Consider the following 18,510-nt stretch of genomic DNA (forward strand, 5'->3'; position numbering starts at 1 on the left):
ACCGACCGTCATACGCGGCCGAGCGCCCGGGCGAGGTAAGGCGCCGTACGGCTGCCCTCCGCCGCCGCGACCTCGGCCGGCGTACCGGCAGCCACGACCCGCCCGCCGTCGGCGCCACCGCCGGGGCCGAGGTCGATGACGTGGTCGGCCCCCGCGACCACGCCCATGTCGTGTTCCACGACGACCACCGTGTTGCCGGCGTCCACCAGCCCGTGCAACTGGCGCAGCAGCACCTCGGTGTCGGCCGGATGCAGCCCCGTGGTGGGCTCGTCCAGCAGGTAGAGCGTGTGCCCGCGACGCGTGCGCTGCAGCTCCGCGGCGAGCTTGATGCGCTGCGCCTCGCCGCCGGACAGCTCGGTCGCGGGCTGGCCGAGCCGCAGATAGCCCAGGCCGACGTCCTGGAGCGTGCGCAGGCTGCGGGCCGCTGCGGGCACCTCGGCGAGGAAGTCCGCCGCGGCGTCCACGGTCATCTCCAGCACCTGGGCGATGTTCCGGCCCCGGTAGGTGATCTCCAGCGTCTCGGGGTTGTAGCGGGCGCCGTGGCAGGCCGTGCACGGCGCGTACGTACCCGGCAGGAAGAGGAGTTCGACGGCGACGAACCCCTCGCCCTGACAGGTCTCGCACCGTCCGGCGGCCACGTTGAAGGAGAAGCGGCCCGCCTTGTACCCGCGCGCCCGCGCCTCGTCGGTGGCCGCGAAGACCTTCCGTACGGCGTCGAACAGACCGGTGTACGTGGCCAGGTTGGAGCGCGGGGTGCGGCCGATGGGCTTCTGGTCGACGCGTACCAGCCGGTCGACGGCGTCCAGGCCCTCGGCGGCGGCCAGTTCGGCCACGGTCCGCGTCTCGTCGCCGCCCTCCTCGGCGCCCGCGTCCGGCCGGTCCCCCGCCGCGTCCCCGCCCAGCCGCTCCCGTACCGCGTCCGCGAGCACCCGGGTGACGAGGGTGGACTTGCCGGACCCCGAGACGCCGGTGACGGCCGTGAAGACCCCGAGGGGGAACTCCGCTTCCAGGGCCCGCAGGTTGTGGAGCGTGATCCCGGACAGCCGGACCGTACCGGAGGGCTTCCGCGGTTCGCGCGCCCCGGCACCGTCCGGCCCGTCGAAGAGGAAGCGGCGGGTGAGGGAGTCGTCCACCTTCGCCAGGCCGTCGACCGGGCCGCTGTGCAGCACCCGTCCGCCGTGCTCGCCGGCGCGCGGGCCGACGTCCACGAGCCAGTCGGCCCGGCGGACGACGTCCATGTCGTGCTCGACGACGAAGAGGGAGTTGCCCGCGTCCTTCAGCCGGTGCAGGACGGTGAGCAGCGCCTCGGTGTCGGCCGGATGCAGCCCGGCGGAGGGCTCGTCCAGGACGTAGACCACGCCGAAGAGGCCGGAGCGGAGCTGGGTGGCCAGCCGCAGCCGCTGGAGTTCGCCGGCCGAGAGGGTGGGCGAGGGGCGGTCCATGCCGAGGTAGCCGAGGCCGAGTTCGGTGAGTACCTCGATACGGGCGACGAGGTCGCGCGCGAGGGTGCCCGCCACGCTCTCCTCGTCCGTGCCCTCGGCCGTCGGCCGCAGCAGCGCGGCCAGCGCCGCGAGCGGCATGCCCGCCAGCGCGGCGATGTCGTGGCCCGCGAAGGTGACGGCCAGCGCCTCCGGCCGCAGCCGCCGGCCGTCGCACGCCGGGCAGTCCTCGGAGACCAGGAACCGCTCGACGCGCCGGCGCTGCGTCTCGCTCTGCGAGTCGGAGAACGTGTGCAGCACGTAGTGGCGGGCGCTCTGGTACTGGCCCTTGTACGGCCGCTGGATGCGCCCGGCCTCGCGTTCCGGGTGCACGGTGACGACCGGCCGCTCCTCGGTGAACAGGATCCAGTCCCGGTCCTGCCGCGGCAGGTCGCGCCAGGGCCGGTCGATGTCGTACCCGAGAGTGGCGACGATGTCGCGGAGGTTCTTGCCGAGCCACGCGCCGGGCCAGGCGGCGATGGCGCCCTCCCGGACGGAGAGCGCGGGGTCGGGGACGAGGGAGTCCTCGGTGACCCGGTGGACGCGGCCCAGTCCGTGGCATTCGGGGCAGGCGCCCGCCGCGGTGTTGGGCGAGAAGGCGTCGGAGTCCAGCCGCCCGGTGCTGTCCGCCGGATAGTCGCCGGCGCGCGAGAACAGCATGCGCAGGCTGTTGGAGAGCGTGGTGACGGTGCCGACGGAGGAGCGGGAGGTGGGGGCGGAGCGGCGCTGCTCCAGGGCGACGGCCGGCGGCAGGCCGGTGATCTCCTCGACCCGGGGCGCGCCGACCTGGTGGATCAGCCGCCGGGCGTACGGCGCGACCGACTCGAAGTACCGGCGTTGCGCCTCGGCGTAGAGGGTGCCGAAGGCGAGCGAGGACTTGCCGCTGCCCGAGACGCCGGTGAAGACGCAGAAGGCGTCGCGCGGGATGGCCACGTCGACGGCGCGGAGGTTGTGCTCACGGGCGCCGCGCACCCGTACGTACGAATCGGTCATGCCCTCCATGATCGGGGACGCCGGCCGGTGGGTTGCGGTGCACCGGCCGGCGTCCCCCGTCTCACTCCACGCCGAGGGCGGTGCGCAGGGCCGTGTGGGCCTCGTCCCACGGCCCGGGGGTGGCTATCACCGCGCGCAGCCCGCGGATCTGCCGGGGCGGCAGTCCCGCGGCGAGCACGCCGGTGGCCAGCCCGTCCCGGCCGTAGAGCGCGGCCACCTGGCGCTGCTCCTTGTCCAGGAGCACCGTCTCGGCCCGGTCGGCGCCCGCGAGCACCCCGTACGCCTGGAGCTTCATCCCGTACTGGTCGGACCAGAAGTACGGGACCGGCGTGAACGGGCGGCGCCCGTCCTCGGTGGTGCCCAGCTCGGCGAGCAGGTTGCGGGCCGCCGCCATGGCCTGCTCGGTGGCGTTCATCCGGTGCTCGATCCGCAGGTGGCGGCCGTGCCCCGGGTGGTACCAGCGGGCCACGTCACCGGCGGCGTAGACGCCCGGTGCCGCGGCGCAGAACTCGTCGCAGCGCAGCCCGTCGGTGGTGTCCAGCGCGGCGTCGGCCCGCAGCCAGTCCACCGCCGGTTCGGAGCCGATGGCGAGCAGGACGGTGTCGGCGTCCAGTGCGCTGCCGTCGGTCAGCCGTACGCCGGTGACGTGCCCGTCCGCGGTCTCGACGCCGTCCAGACCACCGGTCAGCATCCGTACGCCGTGCCGCTCGTGCTCGGCGGCGAGCAGCGTGCCCGTGCCGTCGCCGACGAGGCGGTGCATGGGCAGCGGGTCGCGCCCGACGAGCGTGACCTCGTGGCCCAGCTCGCGGGCGACAGCGGCGGCCTCGCAGCCCAGCACGCCGTTGCCCGCGACGACCAGCCGCCGGGGCGCTCCGGACAGCCAGGTCTGCAGCCCGAGGGCGTCGTCCAGCGTGCGCAGCGTGTGGATGCCGGCCGCGTCGGCCAGGCCCGGCAGGGTGCGGGCCCGGACGCCGGTGGCGACGATCACGCCGTCGCACTCCAGCCGCTCGCCGTCGGCGAGGGTCACGGTGCGCGTCGCGGCGTCCAGGGCCGTGGCCCGGGTGCCGAGCCGGAGGTCCAGGTCCAGCGTGTCGAGCTGGACCTCCGTACGCAGCCCCAGCCGGTCGGCCTGCCAGTCGCCGGAGAGCAGCTGCTTGGACAGCGGGGGCCGGTCGTAGGGCAGGTGCGGCTCGTCGCCGATCAGGGTCAGCGTGCCGGTCCAGCCGCCCCGGCGCAGGGCCTCGACGGCGGCGAGGCCGGCCGCCGAGGCGCCGACGACGGCGATGCGTCCGTCGGTCATGCGCCGACCTGGATGGCGGCGGCGGGGCAGATGGCGGCGGCCTCGTGGACCGCGGCGTGCTGCTCGGCGGGCGGCTGAGCGTCCAGCAGGACGACGACGCCGTCCTCGTCACGCTGGTCGAAGACCTCGGGGGCGACCAGGACGCACTGGCCGGCGGCGCAGCACTTGTCTTCGTCGAGGGTGATGTTCATGGCTTCTTGCTCCTGTGGGGGTTCCTGCGGAATTCCGTTGGGTGGTGCGGTACGGATCTACCAGGTGACGGGCAGTTCGTGACACCCGTAGATCGCCATGTCCGTGCGGAACGGGATGGTCTCGATGGGCACGGCGGGCCGCATCGTCGGGAAGCGGCGGAGCAGGGTCGCGAGGACGACCTGGAGCTCGACGCGGGCCAGGGCCTGGCCGAGGCACTGGTGGATGCCGTAGCCGAACGCGACGTGGTGCTGGGAGTTGGGGCGGCAGACGTCGAGCGTGTCGGGGTTCTCGAAGGTCTCCGCGTCGCGGTTGGCGGACGGCACGGCGACCACGACGCCCTCGCCGGCGCGGATGAGCTGCCCGCCGATCTCGATGTCCTCGGTGGCGGCGCGGCGCGGGCCGTTGCGGATGATGCTGTGGAAGCGCAGCAGCTCCTCGACGGCGCCGCGGATGAGCGAGGGGTCCTCGCGCAGCTGCTGCGCGGTCCCCGGCTCGCCCATCATGCTCAGCGCGGTCAGGCCGATCATGTTGGCGGTGGTCTCGTGCCCGGCGACCAGCAGCAGGGCCGCGAAGCCGATGACGTCGTCGTGGCTGATCTCCCCGGCCTGCTGCTGCTCGACGATCAGCCGGCTGAGGATGTCGTCGCCCGGGTTCGCCTCCTTGGCGGTGACCAGGCGGTCCAGGTACGCGCGCAGCTCCTCGCGGGCGGCGTCGGCCTCCGCCTTGGGGATGGTGCGGGAGAGCAGCTTGCCGGTGAGGCCCTGGAAGAGCGCGTGGTCCTCGTAGGGGACGCCGAGCAGCAGGCTGATGACGAGGGAGGGCACCGGGAGGGCGAGCGCCTCGACGAGGTCGACCGACTCGGCGCCGTTCAGCTGGGCGGTCTGCATCGCGTCGCACAGCTCGTCGGTGATCCGCTGGATCTCCGGGCGCAGCGCCTCGACCTTCTTGACCATGAACTCGCGGGTGACCATCCGGCGGAGCCGGGTGTGCTCCGGCGGGTCCATGCGGATGAAGCCGCGGTTCTCCGTGGTCGCGCCGCCGGTCATGCCGCTGAGCGGGTAGCCCGGGGTGAGCGTGTCGGAGCTGAACCGGGTGTCGCCGAGGATCGCGCGGATGTCCGCGTACCGGGTGACGAGCCAGGCCCAGCTGCCGTCGGGCAGCGAGATCTTCTTGATCGGCTCCTCGATCCGCATCCGGCCGAACTCGGCGGGCGGGTCGAAGGGACAGCCGGTGGGGGGCTCCACGGGCAGCGGGGCATGGGGGGAAGTGACGGTCATGTCGCTCCTTGCGGACACACGGACGGTGGCGCCGCATCGGACGCTCGCCTAACACCCGTAAACTTACATCCGTAAAAGCCAGGTAAACGGACCGGGGCCCCCGTCAACTCCCTTTCGGGCAGCGGGTAGGCTGGTGGTGGTTGCCAAATACAACCTTGCGGTCGCAGCTCCCCCGCACCGGGACGTACGAGGTATTCGGGGGCTGTCAGGCGCCGGAGTCCGCGCGCTCCAGCAGCAGGTCGAGGATGTCGTCGACGAAGCGGTGCAGGCGTTCGGGGTTCTTCGCGGCGGGGAGTACCTGCCAGAGCATGACCCGGCCGTGGACCGCCGACCACAGGACGTACGGGGCCTCGTCCCGCGAGCAGCGGACCCGCCATCCTGCTTCCTCGCACGCCCCCAGCGCGTCGTGCAGGCCGCGCACCAGGAGGCCCGCCGGGTGCTGCGCCAGCCGCTCGGGGCCGACCGGGGACTGCCGGGTCTCGTAGAGCAGCCGGTACTTCGCCGGGTGGTCGATGGCGTACCGGCAGTACGCACGCAAGCGTGCCCGCAGCCGCGCCACCGGGTCCCCCTCCGGAACCAGCGCGCCGGCCGCGGCCATGTCCTCGACCAGCCGCTCGTAGCTGACCTGCATCGTCGCCCAGACCAGCTCGGTCTTGTCGGCGAAGTGCCGGTAGATGCTGGGGGCCGCGACACCCGCCTCACGGGCCACGGCGCGGAGCGACAGCGCGTCCTCGCTGCCCACCTGCTCCAGCAGCCGCTCGGTGGCGGTCAGCAGCTCAGCGCGCAGCCGGTCACCCTGGCCGCGCGGGTTCCTGGGCCGTGCGGCCGCGCTCTCCGTCATCGCCGTGCGCCTCTTTCTCGTCTGGCGGGCTTCAAGAGTTTCACACTCGTGTCCCTGTTCCCGCCGCACGGCCACCCGCGGCCGCCGACAACCGCTACCGTGCGCCCATGCCCGAGCCCCCACGCGCCGACGGCGCCACCCCCGCCGCCACCGGCACCGCCGACCGGCGGCCCGGCCTCCTCCCACCGGACGTCCCCCCTCCCGACCTCTTCCCGCCCGGCCTCCCGGTGGCCGGGACCATGGCGCGGCACGCGTCCGGCCGCGCCTGGCTGGCCCGGCTGCCGCAGCTGGTCGGCGAGGCCGCGGAACGCTGGGGGCTGCGCATGTCGGCACCGTTCGACGGCGGCAGCTGCTCCTGGGTGGCACCGGTGCGGCTGCCGGACGGCGGCCGGGCCGTCCTGAAGGTGACCTGGCCGCACCGGGAGGCGGCGGGCGAGGCCGCCGCGCTGCGCGCCTGGGGCGGCCACGGCGCGGTACGGCTGCTCGACCACGACCCGGCCCGCCATGCGCTGCTCCTCGAACAGTGCGTACCGGGCACCACGCTGCTGGACGCGGTCCCGGAGGCCGGCGGGCACACCGCTCCCCCGGACACCGCGCTCTCCCCCGAAGAGGGACTCGGCCGCGCCGCCGACGTACTGGAGGCCCTGTGGCGCGCGCCGCGGCCCCCGGAAGGCGAGCTGGAGACCGTGGCGGCGGTCTGTGCCGAGTGGTCCGACCTGGTACGGGAACGCGCGGACCGGCTCCGGCCGCCGTACGACCCCGGCCTGGTGGCGCTCGGCGCTTCGCTGCTGCGGGAGCTGCCCGCCTCGGCCCGCCGCGAGGTCGTCGTGCACGGCGACTTCAACCCGGGCAACGTGCTGGCCACCGGTGATTCTCGCGGCTGGGCCGCCATCGACCCCAAGCCGATGACCGGCGATCCGGGGTACGACCCCTGGCCCTTGCTGACGCAGTTGGACGACCCCTTCGCGCACGACTCGCCGGCCGACGTGCTGCGCGCCCGGCTGCGCCTGCTGGCCGACCGTCTCGGCGAGCCGGCCGAGCGGCTGGCCGCCTGGGGCGTGGCCCGCTCCGTGGAGAGCGCCCTGTGGGCCGCGGCGCACGACGATGTGACAGGCGGCGCCGAGGAGTTGGCGGAGGCCCGGGTGCTGGCGGAGGTCGCCGGGCTGTGACCCTGACGTGTACGGCGCCGCAAGACCACCGGCTCCTCTATGGTGGTGGCGCATGAGGCGTGAGCGACCCATGGTGACAACGGTCTGGGACGAGGCGACACTCGGCGCCCCACGCGTCGTCATGGTGTACGGCTCGCTGGCCCCGGGCACCGAAGTCTTCGCCGGACAGCGCACGTTGGCCGAGCTGTTCCGGCTGGAGCTGGTCGGCCCGGCGGCCGGCGGCACCGGCGCCGAGCGCTCCGGCGTCGCGGAACTCCTGGACCAGGGCGCCCACTTGGTCGGCCACTGCACCGGTGCCACGGTGGCCCTGCACGTCGCGGCGGCCGCGCCGCAGGCCGTCCGCTCCCTGACGCTGCTCGAACCGTGCGCCCTGCGGGCCACGGCGGGCCGGCTCGCGGCGTACGGGGAGCCCGCCACCGGCGCCCCCGGCCTCCGGCCCGCCGCGCTGCTCACCGCCGACTGGCCCAAGCTGATCGTCAACGGCGCGCCCGGCCGCCCCTACGACGCCCACCGCGGCTGTCCGCACCCGACGCCGCCCGGATACGGCGAGCAGGTCGCCGACGTGATCGGCGCCCGCCACCTCCGGGTCGAGGACGCGGGCCACGCCCCGCAGCGCGACCGCCCCGGCCGGGTGAACACCGCACTCCGCCGCCTGTGGCAGGGGTGACGGGCCCCGGAACCGCCTCCGGTCAGTCGCCGTTCGGCGCCGCGGACCGGACGGCTGCCGCCGTGCGCGTCGCGTCGTAGTCGACCGGGACCCCCGGCACGAGCACGACGTCCGCTTCGATGTGCCGGGTGCGCAGCGGCAGGATCTCCTGGTACTCGGGCGAGTCATACCACTCGCGAGCCCGCTCCAGGTCGGGGAACTCGACGAGGATCACGTACCCGGGCCAGACGCCCTCACGGAGCTCGGGCTCGACGCCGTGCACCAGGAAGCGGCCGCCGAAGGGGACGAACGTCCCCTGGATGCGCTCGATGTAGGACAGCACGTCCTCGTGCCGGCTGTCGTTCTTCAGGTGCGCCACGGCGTACGCGCTCATGCCGGTCCCCTCTCCCCGTCGGATGGCGCCGGCCCGCCCGTGCGGCCCGCGCCGACCCCAAGATTCGCAGGGCGGGGTCAGCGCGTCGATGACCTCTGAGGTCATGGCCCGCAGCAGGCCGACGGTAGAAATAACATCGATCTCGTGAAGTTCACGTCTTGATTTGAGAACTTCACATGTGCTTTTGTTCTAAGCATCATGAACGACGTGATTCCTGACCTCCGCCGCCCCGTCGTAGGTGTCTCGCTGAAGCTCTACTTCGGTCTCGCCGAGACCCGGAAGTGGCTCGCGGACGTCGCCGCGCTCGCCGGTACCGCGGGGCTCGGCGCACGCGCCGTCGACCTCTTCGTCCTCCCCTCCTTCCCGGCCCTGGCCGACGCGCGCGAGCTGCTGGCCGGCACCGGGGTCGCCTTCGGCGCGCAGGACGTGCACTGGGCGGAGTCCGGGCCGTGGACCGGCGAGGTCTCCGCGGGGATGCTCACCGAGGCCGGTGCCACGTACGTCGAGGTGGGGCACGCCGAGCGGCGCGCGCACTTCGGCGAGACCGACGACGTCGTACGGGCCAAGACCCGCGTCGCCACCGCCGCCGGGCTGGTCCCCGTCGTCTGCGCGGGCGAGCGGGACGGCACCGACCTCGCGGCGGCCGTCGAGGAGACGCGCCGGCAGGTACGGGCCGCGCTCGCGGGCGCCGTGCCGGGCAGCGAGGTCGTCATCGCCTACGAGCCGGTCTGGGCGATCGGCGCCGCCGACCCCGCGCCCGCCGAGCACGTCCTGACCGTGGCCGCCGCGATCCGTGCCTGCCTGGACGAGCACGACGTGCGCGGCCGGCTGATCTACGGCGGTACCGCCGGGCCCGGCACGTACGAACGGCTCTCCGTCGGCCCCGTCGACGGCCTCTTCCTCGGCCGGCTCGCCCACGACACCGAGGGCCTGCGCCGCGTCCTCGACGAGATCGTCCCCGTCTGAACACCCCCAGGGAGACCACCATGACCTACCGCATCGCCATCGGCTGCGACGACGCGGCCTTCGAGATGAAGAACGCGATCATCGCGCACCTCAAGGGCCTCGGCTACCCGGTCACGGACCTGAGCGCGACCCCGGACGAGGACTACCCGGACGTAGCCGAGCGGGTCGCGCGCAGCGTCGCCCGCGGCGAGCACGAACGCGCCGTCCTGGTCTGCGGTACGGGCATCGGCATGGCCATCGCCGCCAACAAGGTGCCCGGCATCCGTGCCGCGCAGATCCCGGACAGCTACAGCGCCGAGCGGGCCCGCAAGTCCAATGACGCGCAGATCGCCTGCTTCGGCAGCCGCACCATGGGTGTGCACGCCGCGCTGGTGTGCCTGGACCACTGGCTGGTCTCGGACTTCGCCGGCGGCGGCTCGGCGCCCAAGGTGGAGAAGATCAAGCAGGTCGAGACCCGCAACCTGGTCGCCTGAGCCGCCCCGCCCCCTCCCGAAAGGTGGAAGCACCATGCGCGCAGTAGTCATCGAGGAACCGAACAAGCTGTCCGTGACCACCGTGCCCGACCCGACGCCCGGCCGCGGCGAGGTCGTCGTCGAGGTCACCGCCGCCGGGCTGTGCGGTACGGACGTGCACATGCTGGCGGGCGAGTTCGGGCCGACCAAGTACCCCGTGATCCCCGGGCACGAGTTCTCCGGCGAGATCGTCGCCGTGGGCGAGGGCGTCACCGGCTTCGCCGAGGGCGACAAGATCGCCGCCGACCCGGCGATCTACTGCGGCGCCTGCCACTTCTGTGCCATCGGCCGCGGCAACCTCTGCGAGCAGTGGGGCACGATCGGCATCACCGTGGACGGCGCGGCCGCCGAGTACGTGAAGGTCCCCGCGAAGAACTGCTACCGGCTCCCCGAGACCGTCGAGCTGCGCCACGCGCCGCTCATCGAGCCGCTGTCGACGATCGTGCGCGGCTTCGACATCGTCGACCCCAAGCTCGGGGACCACTTCCTGATCTACGGCGCGGGCACGATGGGCCTGCTCTACATGCAGGTCGCCCAGCGCGCCGGGGCCGGCTCGGTGTCCGTCGTGGACATCAACGCGGACCGGCTCACGGTGGCGAAGAAGCTGGGCGCCGACCACGTGGCCACCAGCGCCGACGACCTGGCGGGCCCCCGGCTGGGCTGGCAGGTCGTCACGGACTGCACCGGCAACGTCAAGGCGATCGAGGACGGGCTGACCCGGCCGATCCGCGGCGGCACGTTCCAGCAGTTCGGCTGCGCGCCCGACCAGGAGATGGCGCAGTTCTCGCCGTTCCGGATCTACAACGACGAGATCCGCATCGTCGGTTCGATGGCGATCCTGCACAGCTACGGGCGCGCGGTGGAGCTGCTGGGCAAGGGCGTCATCGACTCCGAGACGATGATCACCCACCGGTTCGCGCTGGACGAGTACGCCGAGGCACTGGAGACCTTCAAGCGCGGCACGGGCCGCAAGCTGCAGATCGTCCCCGACAAGGCCGCCGCCTGACGCGCCTCCGCGAAGCACCGTGCGGGGCGGCAGCTCTGGCCCCCACCGTCCCGCACGAGGCAGGATGACGGGATGCGCCGCATCGTGGTCATCGACGCCCCGTCCAACCTCGGCCTCCGCCCGCCCGCCGAGGGCACCGTGCCCGGCTGTTACAAGCTGGCGGGCGCGCTGCGCGAACAGCGGCTGCTGCAGCGGCTCGGCGCGTACGAGGGCGGCGTCGTCGTGCCGCCGCGCTACGACCGCGGCGGCTGGCGGCCCGGAGACGGGGTGTTCAACGCCGCGGCCCTCGCCGCGTACACCCGCAGGCTCGCCGACCGCATCGAACACCACGTCCGGGCCGGGGACTTCCCGGTCGTGCTGGGCGGCGACTGCTCCATCCAGCTCGGCGCCTCGCTCGCCCTCCGCCGCATCGGCCGGTACGGCATCGCCGTGCTCGACGGGTCGGCGGACTTCCGGCACCCGGGCAACGCCGACCACGTCGGCGCGGCCGGCGGCGAGGAGCTGGCCCTCGCGACCGGCCGCGGCCAGCCGGACCTGACCGACCTCGAAGGGCTGCGGCCCTACCTCAAGGACGAGGACGTACGGGTGCTCGGCATCCGGGACTACGACACCGAGCGGGCCGAACTCGCCGAGCTGAAGATCATGAACGCGACGGTGGGCGAGCTCCGCGAGTGGGGCGCCGAGGAGATCGCGGGCGCGGTCCTGCAGACCCTCGAAGCCCCCGTCACCGAGGGCTTCTGGGTGCATCTGGACGCGGACGTGCTCGACCCGTCCGTGATGCCCGCCGTCGACAGCCCCGACGACGGCGGCCTGCTGCCCGGCGAACTCGCCGCCCTCCTGGGCACCTTCGTGCGGTCGGAGCGCTGCGTCGGCCTCAACCTCACCATCTACGACCCGGATCTCGACCCGGACGGCTCCGGCGCGGCCCTGCTCGCCGGTCTCCTCGAAGAGGCTCTCGTACCCCGCTGACCGGCAGGGGCAGGCCGCGGCTCAGCCGGCCAGTGCCGCCAGTTCGCAGCCCGCGTGCAGGAAGGCGCCCACCCCGAAGTCGGCCGTGGTGTCCGGGCCGACCGGCTGGCTGGACTCGGGCCGGTCCCCGACGCCCTGGACGTAGCCGAGGAAGCCGTCGGCGTGCACCGCCGTCGTGGTCAGCCCGTGCCAGCCGCGGGCCGCCACCGGGAGGTACTGCTCGCGCGGGACGAGCCGGGCGCGGACCGCGTAGGCGGTGGCGTACACGAAGAAGGACGTGCCGCTGGTCTCGGGGCCCGGGAGGTGCGCGGGGTCGGCCAGGTTCACGTTCCAGAACCCGTCGGCGCGCTGGACACCGCGCAGCGCGGCCAGCTCCCGTACCAGGGTGGTGCGGAACTCCGGTACGTGCCGCGCCCCGGCCGGCAGCGTCTTGAGGGTCTTGACGTGGCCGCCGGCCACCCAGCCGTTGCCGCGCGACCACACGACCGGTTTCCCGTCCGGCGAGAGGATCCCGCCCGGGAGGAAGCGCTTGTCGCGGTACCAGAGGCCGGAGTCCGGGGCGTACAGGCCGGGGCCGCCCTCCGCCGACCTGGTGTGCGTGTAGAGCGCGTACAGCTTGTCCCAGTAGGCGGGTTCGGCACGCAGCTTGCCTATGCGGGCGAACGGCGGCATGGCCATGTGCAGTGCGTCGTCCCACCACCAGTCGTCGTTCTTCTCCGGCCGGTCGGTGAAGACCATCCGGTGCAGCGAGTCCTCGATGGCCGCGATCCTGCCCTGCTCCGGCTCCAGTTCGTACAGGTCGAGGTAGGCCTGCCCGGCGCAGTGGTCGTCGGCGTGCCGGGTGGTCACGCCGCTGTGCAGCGCGTAGCCGTGGCCCTCGGCCCAGCCGCGCGCGTAGTCGAGGTAGCGCGCCTCGCGGGTGAGCCGGTACAGGTCCAGCAGCCCGCCGAAGAAGGTGGCGCGGGCCCACTGGTTGTCGCCGGGGTCGGCGTGCGTGCCGATCCAGTGGTCGGCGACCCGGCGCAGCACGGCGACGATCGCGTCTCTGGAGGGGAGTCCGTCGGGCGGGGCGCCGGCCGTCGCCGCGCGGGCGGTCGCGGGGAGCGCCGGTACGGCGGCGAGTGCGGCGCCGGCGGCGAGCAGTCCCCGCCGCCCCATGTGCCGTCCGGAGTGCCCGAGGTGTGTCATGCCTACGCCCTTTCCGCCGACGGAAGCCACGCGAGTCACACACGTGAACGGAGTTCACTGATGTGGCGCACAGAATGGCACGCCAACTCCCGTCGGCGGAAGGGGACTTGTGTTCAGATCTTTGCGTCGTGCCCTTCCCAGTAGGGCTCCCGCAGGCGGCGCTTGAAGAGCTTGCCGGACGGGTCCCTGGGCAGTGCCGTCTCGAAGACCACGGTCCTGGGGACCTTGTACTTGGCCAGCCGGGCCCCGACGTGGGCGCGGACGTCGGCCGCGGTGAGCCCGGCGGCGGGGTCGGCCTGCACGTGCGCGGCCAGCGCCTCCCCGTACTCGGCGTCCGGGATGCCGAACACCGCGGCGTCCCGGACGCCGTCGAGCGAGAGCAGGCAGCCCTCGATCTCCGCCGGGTAGATGTTGACCCCGCCGGAGATGACCATGTCGTTGAGGCGGTCGCTGAGGTAGAGGTAGCCGTCCTCGTCGAGGTGGCCGATGTCGCCGATGGTGACGTACCCGGGGAGGGCGGCGGACTCCATGGCGGTGCGCTTGGCGGGGTCGCCGAGGTAGGTGAAGCGCGGCCAGGTGTCGGCCGGTCTGAGGTAGATCTCGCCGGTCTCGCCGGGCGGCAGCACCCGGCCGTCGGGCCCGAGCACGGCCACCCCGCAGGTGCCCTCCGCGTGCCCGACCGTGCCGGGGTGGGCCAGCCACTGTTCGCTGTCGCACCAGGTCACGGCGCCGGTCTCGCTGCCTCCGTAGTACTCGCGGAGGATCGGCCCGAGCCAGTCGATCATCGCGTGCTTGACGTGCGGCGGACAGGGCGCGGCGGCGTGCACGACCGAGGTGAGGGAGGAGAGGTCGTACCGCTCGCGGACCTCTTTCGGCAGCCGCAGCAGGCGCACCAGCATGGTCGGGACGACCTGCACCTGCTCGACGCGGTGCGCCTCGATCAGGCGCAGGAACTCCTCGGCGTCGAAGCGTGGCATGAGGGTGATGTCCAGGCCGCAGGCGACCGCGAGGACGGCGTGCTGGCTGGGCGAGGCGTGGTACAGCGGCGCCGGGATCATGGTGCGGCCGCCGGGCCGCACGGCGAAGTAGGAGAGGAAGCTCGCCACCGCCTCGGGCAGCGCCGCGGCCGCCACGGGCTCGCGCAGTACGCCCTTGGGACGGCCCGTGGTGCCGGAGCTGTAGATCACGGTGGAGGGGCGGTCGGGCACCGGATCGGCCAGTGGTTCGTGCCCGGCCAGCCAGTCGTCCAGGACCGGATGCGCGCCGCTGACCGGGGGCGCGTCGAAGCCGCAGGCAGCGGCGACACCCGCCGGGACGGGCGCCTCGATGACGTGCACGCCGGCCGGGAGGTGGGCGGTGACGGCGGGCAGCATGTCGGAGTGGACGAAGACGGCGCGGCTGCCGCTGTCGGCGAGGACGTGCGCCAGGTCGTCATGGCGGAAGTGCCAGTTGACGGGCACCGCGGAGATGCCCGCCTGGGCGGCCCCCGTGGTGACTTCCAGATAGGCCGGTTCGTTGCGCATTACCACCGCGATCCGGTCACCCGGCGCGATCCCGAGGGCCCGTAGCCCGGTCGCGATACGGGCGGCGCGGTTCTGGAAGGCGGGGTAGGGGCGTTCGTGGCCGGCGGAGCGGATGGCGGCGGGTGCGGACGGGAGATCCATGCAGCCTCCAATGATGTACGGCTCGCGCACATCAAACCGGCCGCACCGGGGATTGACCAGAGTGCTCACGGCAGAACAGCCGCACCACTGACGATGCGTCAGTGTCGCGGGCGCGTACGGGAGGGCTCACGGGGGCGCGTCGGAGCGGCGCCGTTACGGACCCCCGCTCCTATGCTGAGGAGTCATGGAGTCCAACGACATTCTCCGCCGCCACGGCGAGGCCATCGACCTCTTCGGGGACCGCGTCCACACCGTGCGCGACGACCAGTGGGACGCCCCGACGCCGTGCGCGGACTGGACGGTGCGCGACCTGGTGAACCACCTCACCGCCGAGCAGCTGTGGGTGCCGCGGCTGGTGCGGGACGGGGCCACCATGGAGGAGGTCGGCGACGAGTTCGACGGCGACGTGCTCGGGGAGAATCCGGTGGCGACCTGGGACCGGGCCGCGGTCGCGGCGGTCGCGGCGTTCACCGAGCCCGGCGCCCTGGACCGGGAGGTGCACCTCTCGTACGGCACGAGCGGCGCCGCCCCGTACTGCAGCCAGATGACGATGGACGCGGTGGTGCACGCCTGGGATCTGTCACGGGCGATCGGCGCGTCCGAGGAACTGCCGGGCGAGCTGGTGGGCCAGGCGCTGCGCGAGGTCGAGCCCTACGCGAAGGAGCTGAGCGGCTCGGGGCTGTTCGCGCCGGCGATCGAGCCGCCGCCGGGGGCCGATGACCTCACCCGGCTGCTCTGCCTGCTGGGCCGCCGTCCGTAGGCAGCGGCCGCAGCGGCGTTCCGGCGCGGCCGGCGCCCGGAACGGTGTGCTGGTCAGCCGGCCGGTGACCCGGCCGGCCCGGTGCGTCAGTCGATGCCGCGGAAGATGTGCTGCTCGGTCGCGGACTCGTCCTCGCAGCCGGCCAGGTGGACCGGGGCGCAGCGGCTCCAGACCTCCAGGTTGCGGACCTCCCTGATGCGCCCCTGGCGCTCGCCCTGCTTCGGTCGGGGCTGCTTGCTGATCGTCTGTTCCGGTGCCACCACGCACTCCTTAGCCAACGGGATGAGGTACTGACGCGGTGGCGCCGTTTGTCACAACCGGGAGTTCGGCCATGGTTCGTGGCGCATCCCGCGACGGGCCGAGGATGTCGGCATCTCCCAGACAGGACGTCCGTCACCGCTCAGCCTAACGACATGAGTGCCCGACTGCGCGGCAATTACCGTCGATAGGGTTACAGGACGGAGAAACCGCCCCCGTGCGGCCCGTTTCGGCCACGTCGGCGGGGGCGGCAGCCATGTCGCGGAGTCCCGGGATCGTCGGCAACACGGGCGCCGCACGGTGGGCAGTGGGCACGCGCCGATGCTACGGATAGGCATGTGGAGTGGTTCCCGGCACCGGAGTACTGGCTGGGCCGGCTGGTCTTCCAGCGGGCCCTGGCCGCGCTGTACGTGATCGCGTTCGTCTCGGCCGCGTTGCAGTTCAGGGCGCTGATCGGGGAGCGCGGGATGACGCCGGTGCCGGAATTCGTGCGCCGGGTGCCGTTCCGCAAGGCCCCCTCGGTCTTCCACTGGCGCTTCTCGGACCGGTTCTTCGCGGGCTGGGCCTGGGCGGGCGCGCTGCTGTCGGCGGCCGTCCTGGCGGGCGCGGCGGACGCCGTGCCGCTGTGGGCGTCGATGGTGTGGTGGGCCGCGCTCTGGGCGATGTACCTCTCGATCGTCAACGTGGGCCAGACCTGGTACGGCTTCGGCTGGGAGACCATGCTCCTGGAGACCGGCGCGCTGGCGGTCTTCCTGGGCAACGCGCGCACCGCGCCGCCCGTCCTGGTGCTGTGGCTGCTGCGCTGGCTGCTGTTCCGGCTGGAGTTCGGCGCCGGGCTGATCAAGATGCGCGGCGACCCCTGCTGGCGGGACCTGACCTGCCTGGATTATCACCACGAGACGCAGCCGATGCCGGGCCCGCTGAGCTGGTTCTTCCACCACCTGCCGAAACCGGTGCACCGCGTGGAGACGGCCGCGAACCACGTGGCCCAGCTGCTCGCCCCCGTGCTCCTCTTCACCCCGCAGCCGGTGGCCACCTGGGCGGCGCTGGCGGTGATCGTCACCCAGCTGTGGCTGGTGCTCTCGGGCAACTTCGCCTGGCTGAACTGGCTGACGATCGTGATCGCCGTCCCGGTCGTGGACGCCTCGGCGCTCGGCCTCGGCGGTCTCGCGGGCCCGCCCGCCGGCCTCGCCCCGCCCCCGCTCTGGTACGAGGTCGTGGTCCTCGCCGTGACCGCGGCCGTCCTCGTGCTCAGCTACCGCCCGGCCCACAATCTGGTCTCCCGGCAGCAGCGAATGAACACCTCGTACGAGCCGCTGCACCTGGTCAACTCGTACGGCGCCTTCGGTTCCGTCACCCGCGTCCGGCACGAGGTGGTCGTCGAGGGCACGGCGGACGAGGTGATCACCGATGCCACCGAGTGGCGGGAGTACGACTTCAAGGGCAAGCCGGGGGACGTGCGCCGGATGCCGCGCCCGTTCGCCCCGTACCACCTGCGGCTGGACTGGCTGATGTGGTTCGCGGCGCTGTCGCCGGGCTACGCGAGCCGCTGGTTCGGCCCCTTCCTGGAGCGACTGCTGGAAAACGACCCGGACACCGTGCGGCTGCTGCGCCGGAACCCCTTCCCGGACGCGCCGCCCCGCCACGTACGCGCCCAGTTCTACCGCTACCGCTTCACAACCTGGCGGGAACTGCGGGAGACCGGGGCGTGGTGGCACCGGGAGCCGGTACGGCAGTTCTTTCCGCCGACAGCTCTGCGCGGAAGGACCTGACCATGTCCCGGGCGTGCCGCAGCCCGATCCGGGTGACCTCGCGCTCGACGTCGTCCAGCTCGGCGGCCACCTCGTCGTACGGCCACCCCAGGTGCGCCCGGGACTTCACCAGCCCCAGCCGCGCGAGCGCCGTGCCCCGCGGTTCGGACATCGACCGGAACTCCGCCAGCGCGCCGCTGTAGACCACGGCGGCCTCCTCGTACCGCCCGGCCCGGTACAGCACGTTGCCGCGCATCTTGCGGTTGTAGGCCAGCGCCCCCGCGAGGTCCAGCTCCCGGCAGAGGGCCTCGCCCCGGCCGAGCAGCCGCAGCGCCTCCTCGGTCTCCCCCAGCACGGACCGTACGTCGGCCACGCCCCGCAGCGACCAGGCGAGCCCCCGCCAGTCCTCGGCCCGCTCGGCGACCTGCGCCGACTCCTCGAACAGCGCCAGGGCCTCCGCGTATCCGCCGGTGTTGCGGTGCATCTGCGCGATCCCCGACATCGCCCACACCATGTGCCGCGCCTCACCGTGCGCCCTGGCCTGTGCCAGCAGCTCTTCGTGCAGCTCCGCGACGGCCTCGTAGTCCCCCTGTATGCGGCCGGTCTCGGCGAGCCCGGCGAGCGCGTAGCCGTGCGCGAGGCGGTCGCCGCTCGGTTCGGCGAACGCGACGGCCGCCGCGAGCAGCCGGCGCGCGAGCGCGAGCCGCCCGCACTGGCGGGCGAGCGTGCCGCCGCTCCACAGCGCCCACGCCATGCTGCCGGGCTCCCCCGCCGTCCGCGCGCTCCGGTAGCTGGCCCGCCACGCGGCCTCGGCCTCGGCCACCCTCCCGAGCCGCCGTCCGGCCTCCGCCTCGGCGAGCGCGGCCCGTGCGGCGTCCCCCGGCCCCCCGGCCGCGTCCCGTGCGCGCCGCGCGGCGACGAGCACGTCCTCGTACGAGGAGTTGACACTCAACTCCGCCCCCAGCTCCCCTTGATACTCCGGAGCGAATGCCTTCCCGTACATCCCGAGTCCTCCTGGTCACTTGCGTCGGTCAGGCACCGACGCTATGTGCCGAGGAAGCCGCCGGACGTCCCCCCACCTGCGGTTATCCCGGTCGCTCTCGGGATGTACGGCCGCGCTGCCGATCACTCTGGAGATGTACGGGG

At 73.4% G+C, this 18,510-nt stretch carries 18 protein-coding genes; 8 read left to right on the forward strand and 10 right to left on the reverse strand.

Annotation, left to right across the window (positions count from 1 at the left end):
- Positions 1 to 8: 8 nt before the first annotated feature.
- The 5 genes from uvrA to ACZ6WH_RS15515 form a co-directional block, all read right to left on the reverse strand.
- Entirely contained in the window at positions 9 to 2,471 is a 2,463-nt protein-coding gene (gene uvrA, locus ACZ6WH_RS15495; RefSeq protein WP_469728771.1) for an excinuclease ABC subunit UvrA, read from the reverse strand.
- Positions 2,472 to 2,532: 61 nt separating this feature from the next.
- Positions 2,533 to 3,771 (reverse strand): NAD(P)/FAD-dependent oxidoreductase, encoded by a 1,239-nt coding sequence (locus ACZ6WH_RS15500; protein WP_469728773.1) that lies wholly within the window; start codon positions 3,769 to 3,771, stop codon positions 2,533 to 2,535.
- Positions 3,768 to 3,962: a ferredoxin gene (locus ACZ6WH_RS15505; protein ID WP_361561376.1), complete on the reverse strand. Its 195-nt coding sequence runs from the start codon at positions 3,960 to 3,962 to the stop codon at positions 3,768 to 3,770. The genes ACZ6WH_RS15500 and ACZ6WH_RS15505 overlap by 4 nt, the downstream gene beginning before the upstream one ends.
- Before the next feature lie 57 nt (positions 3,963 to 4,019).
- Positions 4,020 to 5,240, reverse strand: a complete 1,221-nt coding sequence (locus ACZ6WH_RS15510; RefSeq protein WP_469728775.1) for a cytochrome P450 — start codon at positions 5,238 to 5,240, stop codon at positions 4,020 to 4,022.
- Between the two features lie 205 nt (positions 5,241 to 5,445).
- A complete protein-coding gene (locus ACZ6WH_RS15515; RefSeq protein ID WP_469728777.1) occupies positions 5,446 to 6,081 on the reverse strand; it encodes a TetR/AcrR family transcriptional regulator in 636 nt (211 codons plus the stop codon).
- A gap of 107 nt (positions 6,082 to 6,188) precedes the next feature.
- Here ACZ6WH_RS15515 and ACZ6WH_RS15520 point away from each other — a divergent pair, with 107 nt between their 5' ends.
- The gene (locus tag ACZ6WH_RS15520) at positions 6,189 to 7,250 is read left to right on the forward strand and encodes an aminoglycoside phosphotransferase family protein (RefSeq protein ID WP_469728779.1); all 1,062 of its coding nucleotides are present in this window, start codon (positions 6,189 to 6,191) and stop codon (positions 7,248 to 7,250) included.
- Between the two features lie 52 nt (positions 7,251 to 7,302).
- Positions 7,303 to 7,917 (forward strand): alpha/beta fold hydrolase, encoded by a 615-nt coding sequence (locus ACZ6WH_RS15525; RefSeq protein WP_469728781.1) that lies wholly within the window; start codon positions 7,303 to 7,305, stop codon positions 7,915 to 7,917.
- A 22-nt stretch (positions 7,918 to 7,939) separates the two neighbouring features.
- Here ACZ6WH_RS15525 and ACZ6WH_RS15530 read toward each other — a convergent pair whose 3' ends face one another.
- Positions 7,940 to 8,290, reverse strand: coding sequence for a DUF1330 domain-containing protein (locus ACZ6WH_RS15530; RefSeq protein WP_469728783.1), 351 nt, complete (start codon positions 8,288 to 8,290; stop codon positions 7,940 to 7,942).
- 207 nt (positions 8,291 to 8,497) lie between these two features.
- Here ACZ6WH_RS15530 and ACZ6WH_RS15535 point away from each other — a divergent pair, with 207 nt between their 5' ends.
- The 4 genes from ACZ6WH_RS15535 to ACZ6WH_RS15550 all read left to right on the forward strand — a co-directional run bounded on the left by ACZ6WH_RS15535 (position 8,498) and on the right by ACZ6WH_RS15550 (position 11,743).
- Positions 8,498 to 9,256, forward strand: coding sequence for a triose-phosphate isomerase family protein (locus ACZ6WH_RS15535; RefSeq protein ID WP_469728785.1), 759 nt, complete (start codon positions 8,498 to 8,500; stop codon positions 9,254 to 9,256).
- A gap of 20 nt (positions 9,257 to 9,276) precedes the next feature.
- A complete protein-coding gene (locus ACZ6WH_RS15540; protein WP_469728787.1) occupies positions 9,277 to 9,729 on the forward strand; it encodes an RpiB/LacA/LacB family sugar-phosphate isomerase in 453 nt (150 codons plus the stop codon).
- Positions 9,730 to 9,763: 34 nt separating this feature from the next.
- A complete protein-coding gene (locus ACZ6WH_RS15545; RefSeq protein WP_469728789.1) occupies positions 9,764 to 10,774 on the forward strand; it encodes a zinc-dependent alcohol dehydrogenase family protein in 1,011 nt (336 codons plus the stop codon).
- A gap of 72 nt (positions 10,775 to 10,846) precedes the next feature.
- Entirely contained in the window at positions 10,847 to 11,743 is an 897-nt protein-coding gene (locus ACZ6WH_RS15550; RefSeq protein ID WP_469728790.1) for an arginase family protein, read from the forward strand.
- Positions 11,744 to 11,764: 21 nt separating this feature from the next.
- Here ACZ6WH_RS15550 and ACZ6WH_RS15555 read toward each other — a convergent pair whose 3' ends face one another.
- Both ACZ6WH_RS15555 and ACZ6WH_RS15560 read right to left on the reverse strand, forming a co-directional pair.
- On the reverse strand, positions 11,765 to 12,931 hold the full coding sequence (locus tag ACZ6WH_RS15555) for a glycoside hydrolase family 88 protein (protein WP_469728792.1): 1,167 nt from the start codon (positions 12,929 to 12,931) through the stop codon (positions 11,765 to 11,767).
- A gap of 113 nt (positions 12,932 to 13,044) precedes the next feature.
- Positions 13,045 to 14,595 (reverse strand): AMP-binding protein, encoded by a 1,551-nt coding sequence (locus tag ACZ6WH_RS15560; protein ID WP_432860858.1) that lies wholly within the window; start codon positions 14,593 to 14,595, stop codon positions 13,045 to 13,047.
- A 184-nt stretch (positions 14,596 to 14,779) separates the two neighbouring features.
- On the opposite strand from ACZ6WH_RS15560, the gene ACZ6WH_RS15565 reads away from it, so the two are divergent.
- Entirely contained in the window at positions 14,780 to 15,355 is a 576-nt protein-coding gene (locus tag ACZ6WH_RS15565; RefSeq protein WP_469728794.1) for a TIGR03086 family metal-binding protein, read from the forward strand.
- Positions 15,356 to 15,441: 86 nt separating this feature from the next.
- On the opposite strand, the gene ACZ6WH_RS15570 is transcribed toward ACZ6WH_RS15565, so the two are convergent.
- Positions 15,442 to 15,615: a hypothetical protein gene (locus tag ACZ6WH_RS15570; RefSeq protein WP_181138496.1), complete on the reverse strand. Its 174-nt coding sequence runs from the start codon at positions 15,613 to 15,615 to the stop codon at positions 15,442 to 15,444.
- Between the two features lie 336 nt (positions 15,616 to 15,951).
- Between ACZ6WH_RS15570 and ACZ6WH_RS15575 the strand changes: the two genes are divergently transcribed.
- Positions 15,952 to 17,385: a lipase maturation factor family protein gene (locus tag ACZ6WH_RS15575; RefSeq protein ID WP_469728797.1), complete on the forward strand. Its 1,434-nt coding sequence runs from the start codon at positions 15,952 to 15,954 to the stop codon at positions 17,383 to 17,385.
- Here ACZ6WH_RS15575 and ACZ6WH_RS15580 read toward each other — a convergent pair.
- A complete protein-coding gene (locus tag ACZ6WH_RS15580; RefSeq protein WP_469728799.1) occupies positions 17,288 to 18,367 on the reverse strand; it encodes a tetratricopeptide repeat protein in 1,080 nt (359 codons plus the stop codon). The two genes, ACZ6WH_RS15575 and ACZ6WH_RS15580, sit on opposite strands and share 98 nt — an antisense overlap.
- Positions 18,368 to 18,510 lie beyond the last annotated feature (143 nt).

This window comes from Streptomyces sp. NPDC050806 (assembly GCF_055586425.1).

Coding starts and splice junctions, on each gene's coding strand:
- uvrA (WP_469728771.1), bottom strand. CDS start 2,471: ATGACCGATTCGTACGTACGGGTGCGCGGCGCCCGTGAGCACAACCTC.
- ACZ6WH_RS15500 (WP_469728773.1), bottom strand. CDS start 3,771: ATGACCGACGGACGCATCGCCGTCGTCGGCGCCTCGGCGGCCGGCCTC.
- ACZ6WH_RS15505 (WP_361561376.1), bottom strand. CDS start 3,962: ATGAACATCACCCTCGACGAAGACAAGTGCTGCGCCGCCGGCCAGTGC.
- ACZ6WH_RS15510 (WP_469728775.1), bottom strand. CDS start 5,240: ATGACCGTCACTTCCCCCCATGCCCCGCTGCCCGTGGAGCCCCCCACC.
- ACZ6WH_RS15515 (WP_469728777.1), bottom strand. CDS start 6,081: ATGACGGAGAGCGCGGCCGCACGGCCCAGGAACCCGCGCGGCCAGGGT.
- ACZ6WH_RS15520 (WP_469728779.1), top strand. CDS start 6,189: ATGCCCGAGCCCCCACGCGCCGACGGCGCCACCCCCGCCGCCACCGGC.
- ACZ6WH_RS15525 (WP_469728781.1), top strand. CDS start 7,303: ATGAGGCGTGAGCGACCCATGGTGACAACGGTCTGGGACGAGGCGACA.
- ACZ6WH_RS15530 (WP_469728783.1), bottom strand. CDS start 8,290: ATGAGCGCGTACGCCGTGGCGCACCTGAAGAACGACAGCCGGCACGAG.
- ACZ6WH_RS15540 (WP_469728787.1), top strand. CDS start 9,277: ATGACCTACCGCATCGCCATCGGCTGCGACGACGCGGCCTTCGAGATG.
- ACZ6WH_RS15545 (WP_469728789.1), top strand. CDS start 9,764: ATGCGCGCAGTAGTCATCGAGGAACCGAACAAGCTGTCCGTGACCACC.
- ACZ6WH_RS15550 (WP_469728790.1), top strand. CDS start 10,847: ATGCGCCGCATCGTGGTCATCGACGCCCCGTCCAACCTCGGCCTCCGC.
- ACZ6WH_RS15555 (WP_469728792.1), bottom strand. CDS start 12,931: ATGACACACCTCGGGCACTCCGGACGGCACATGGGGCGGCGGGGACTG.
- ACZ6WH_RS15560 (WP_432860858.1), bottom strand. CDS start 14,595: ATGGATCTCCCGTCCGCACCCGCCGCCATCCGCTCCGCCGGCCACGAA.
- ACZ6WH_RS15565 (WP_469728794.1), top strand. CDS start 14,780: ATGGAGTCCAACGACATTCTCCGCCGCCACGGCGAGGCCATCGACCTC.
- ACZ6WH_RS15580 (WP_469728799.1), bottom strand. CDS start 18,367: ATGTACGGGAAGGCATTCGCTCCGGAGTATCAAGGGGAGCTGGGGGCG.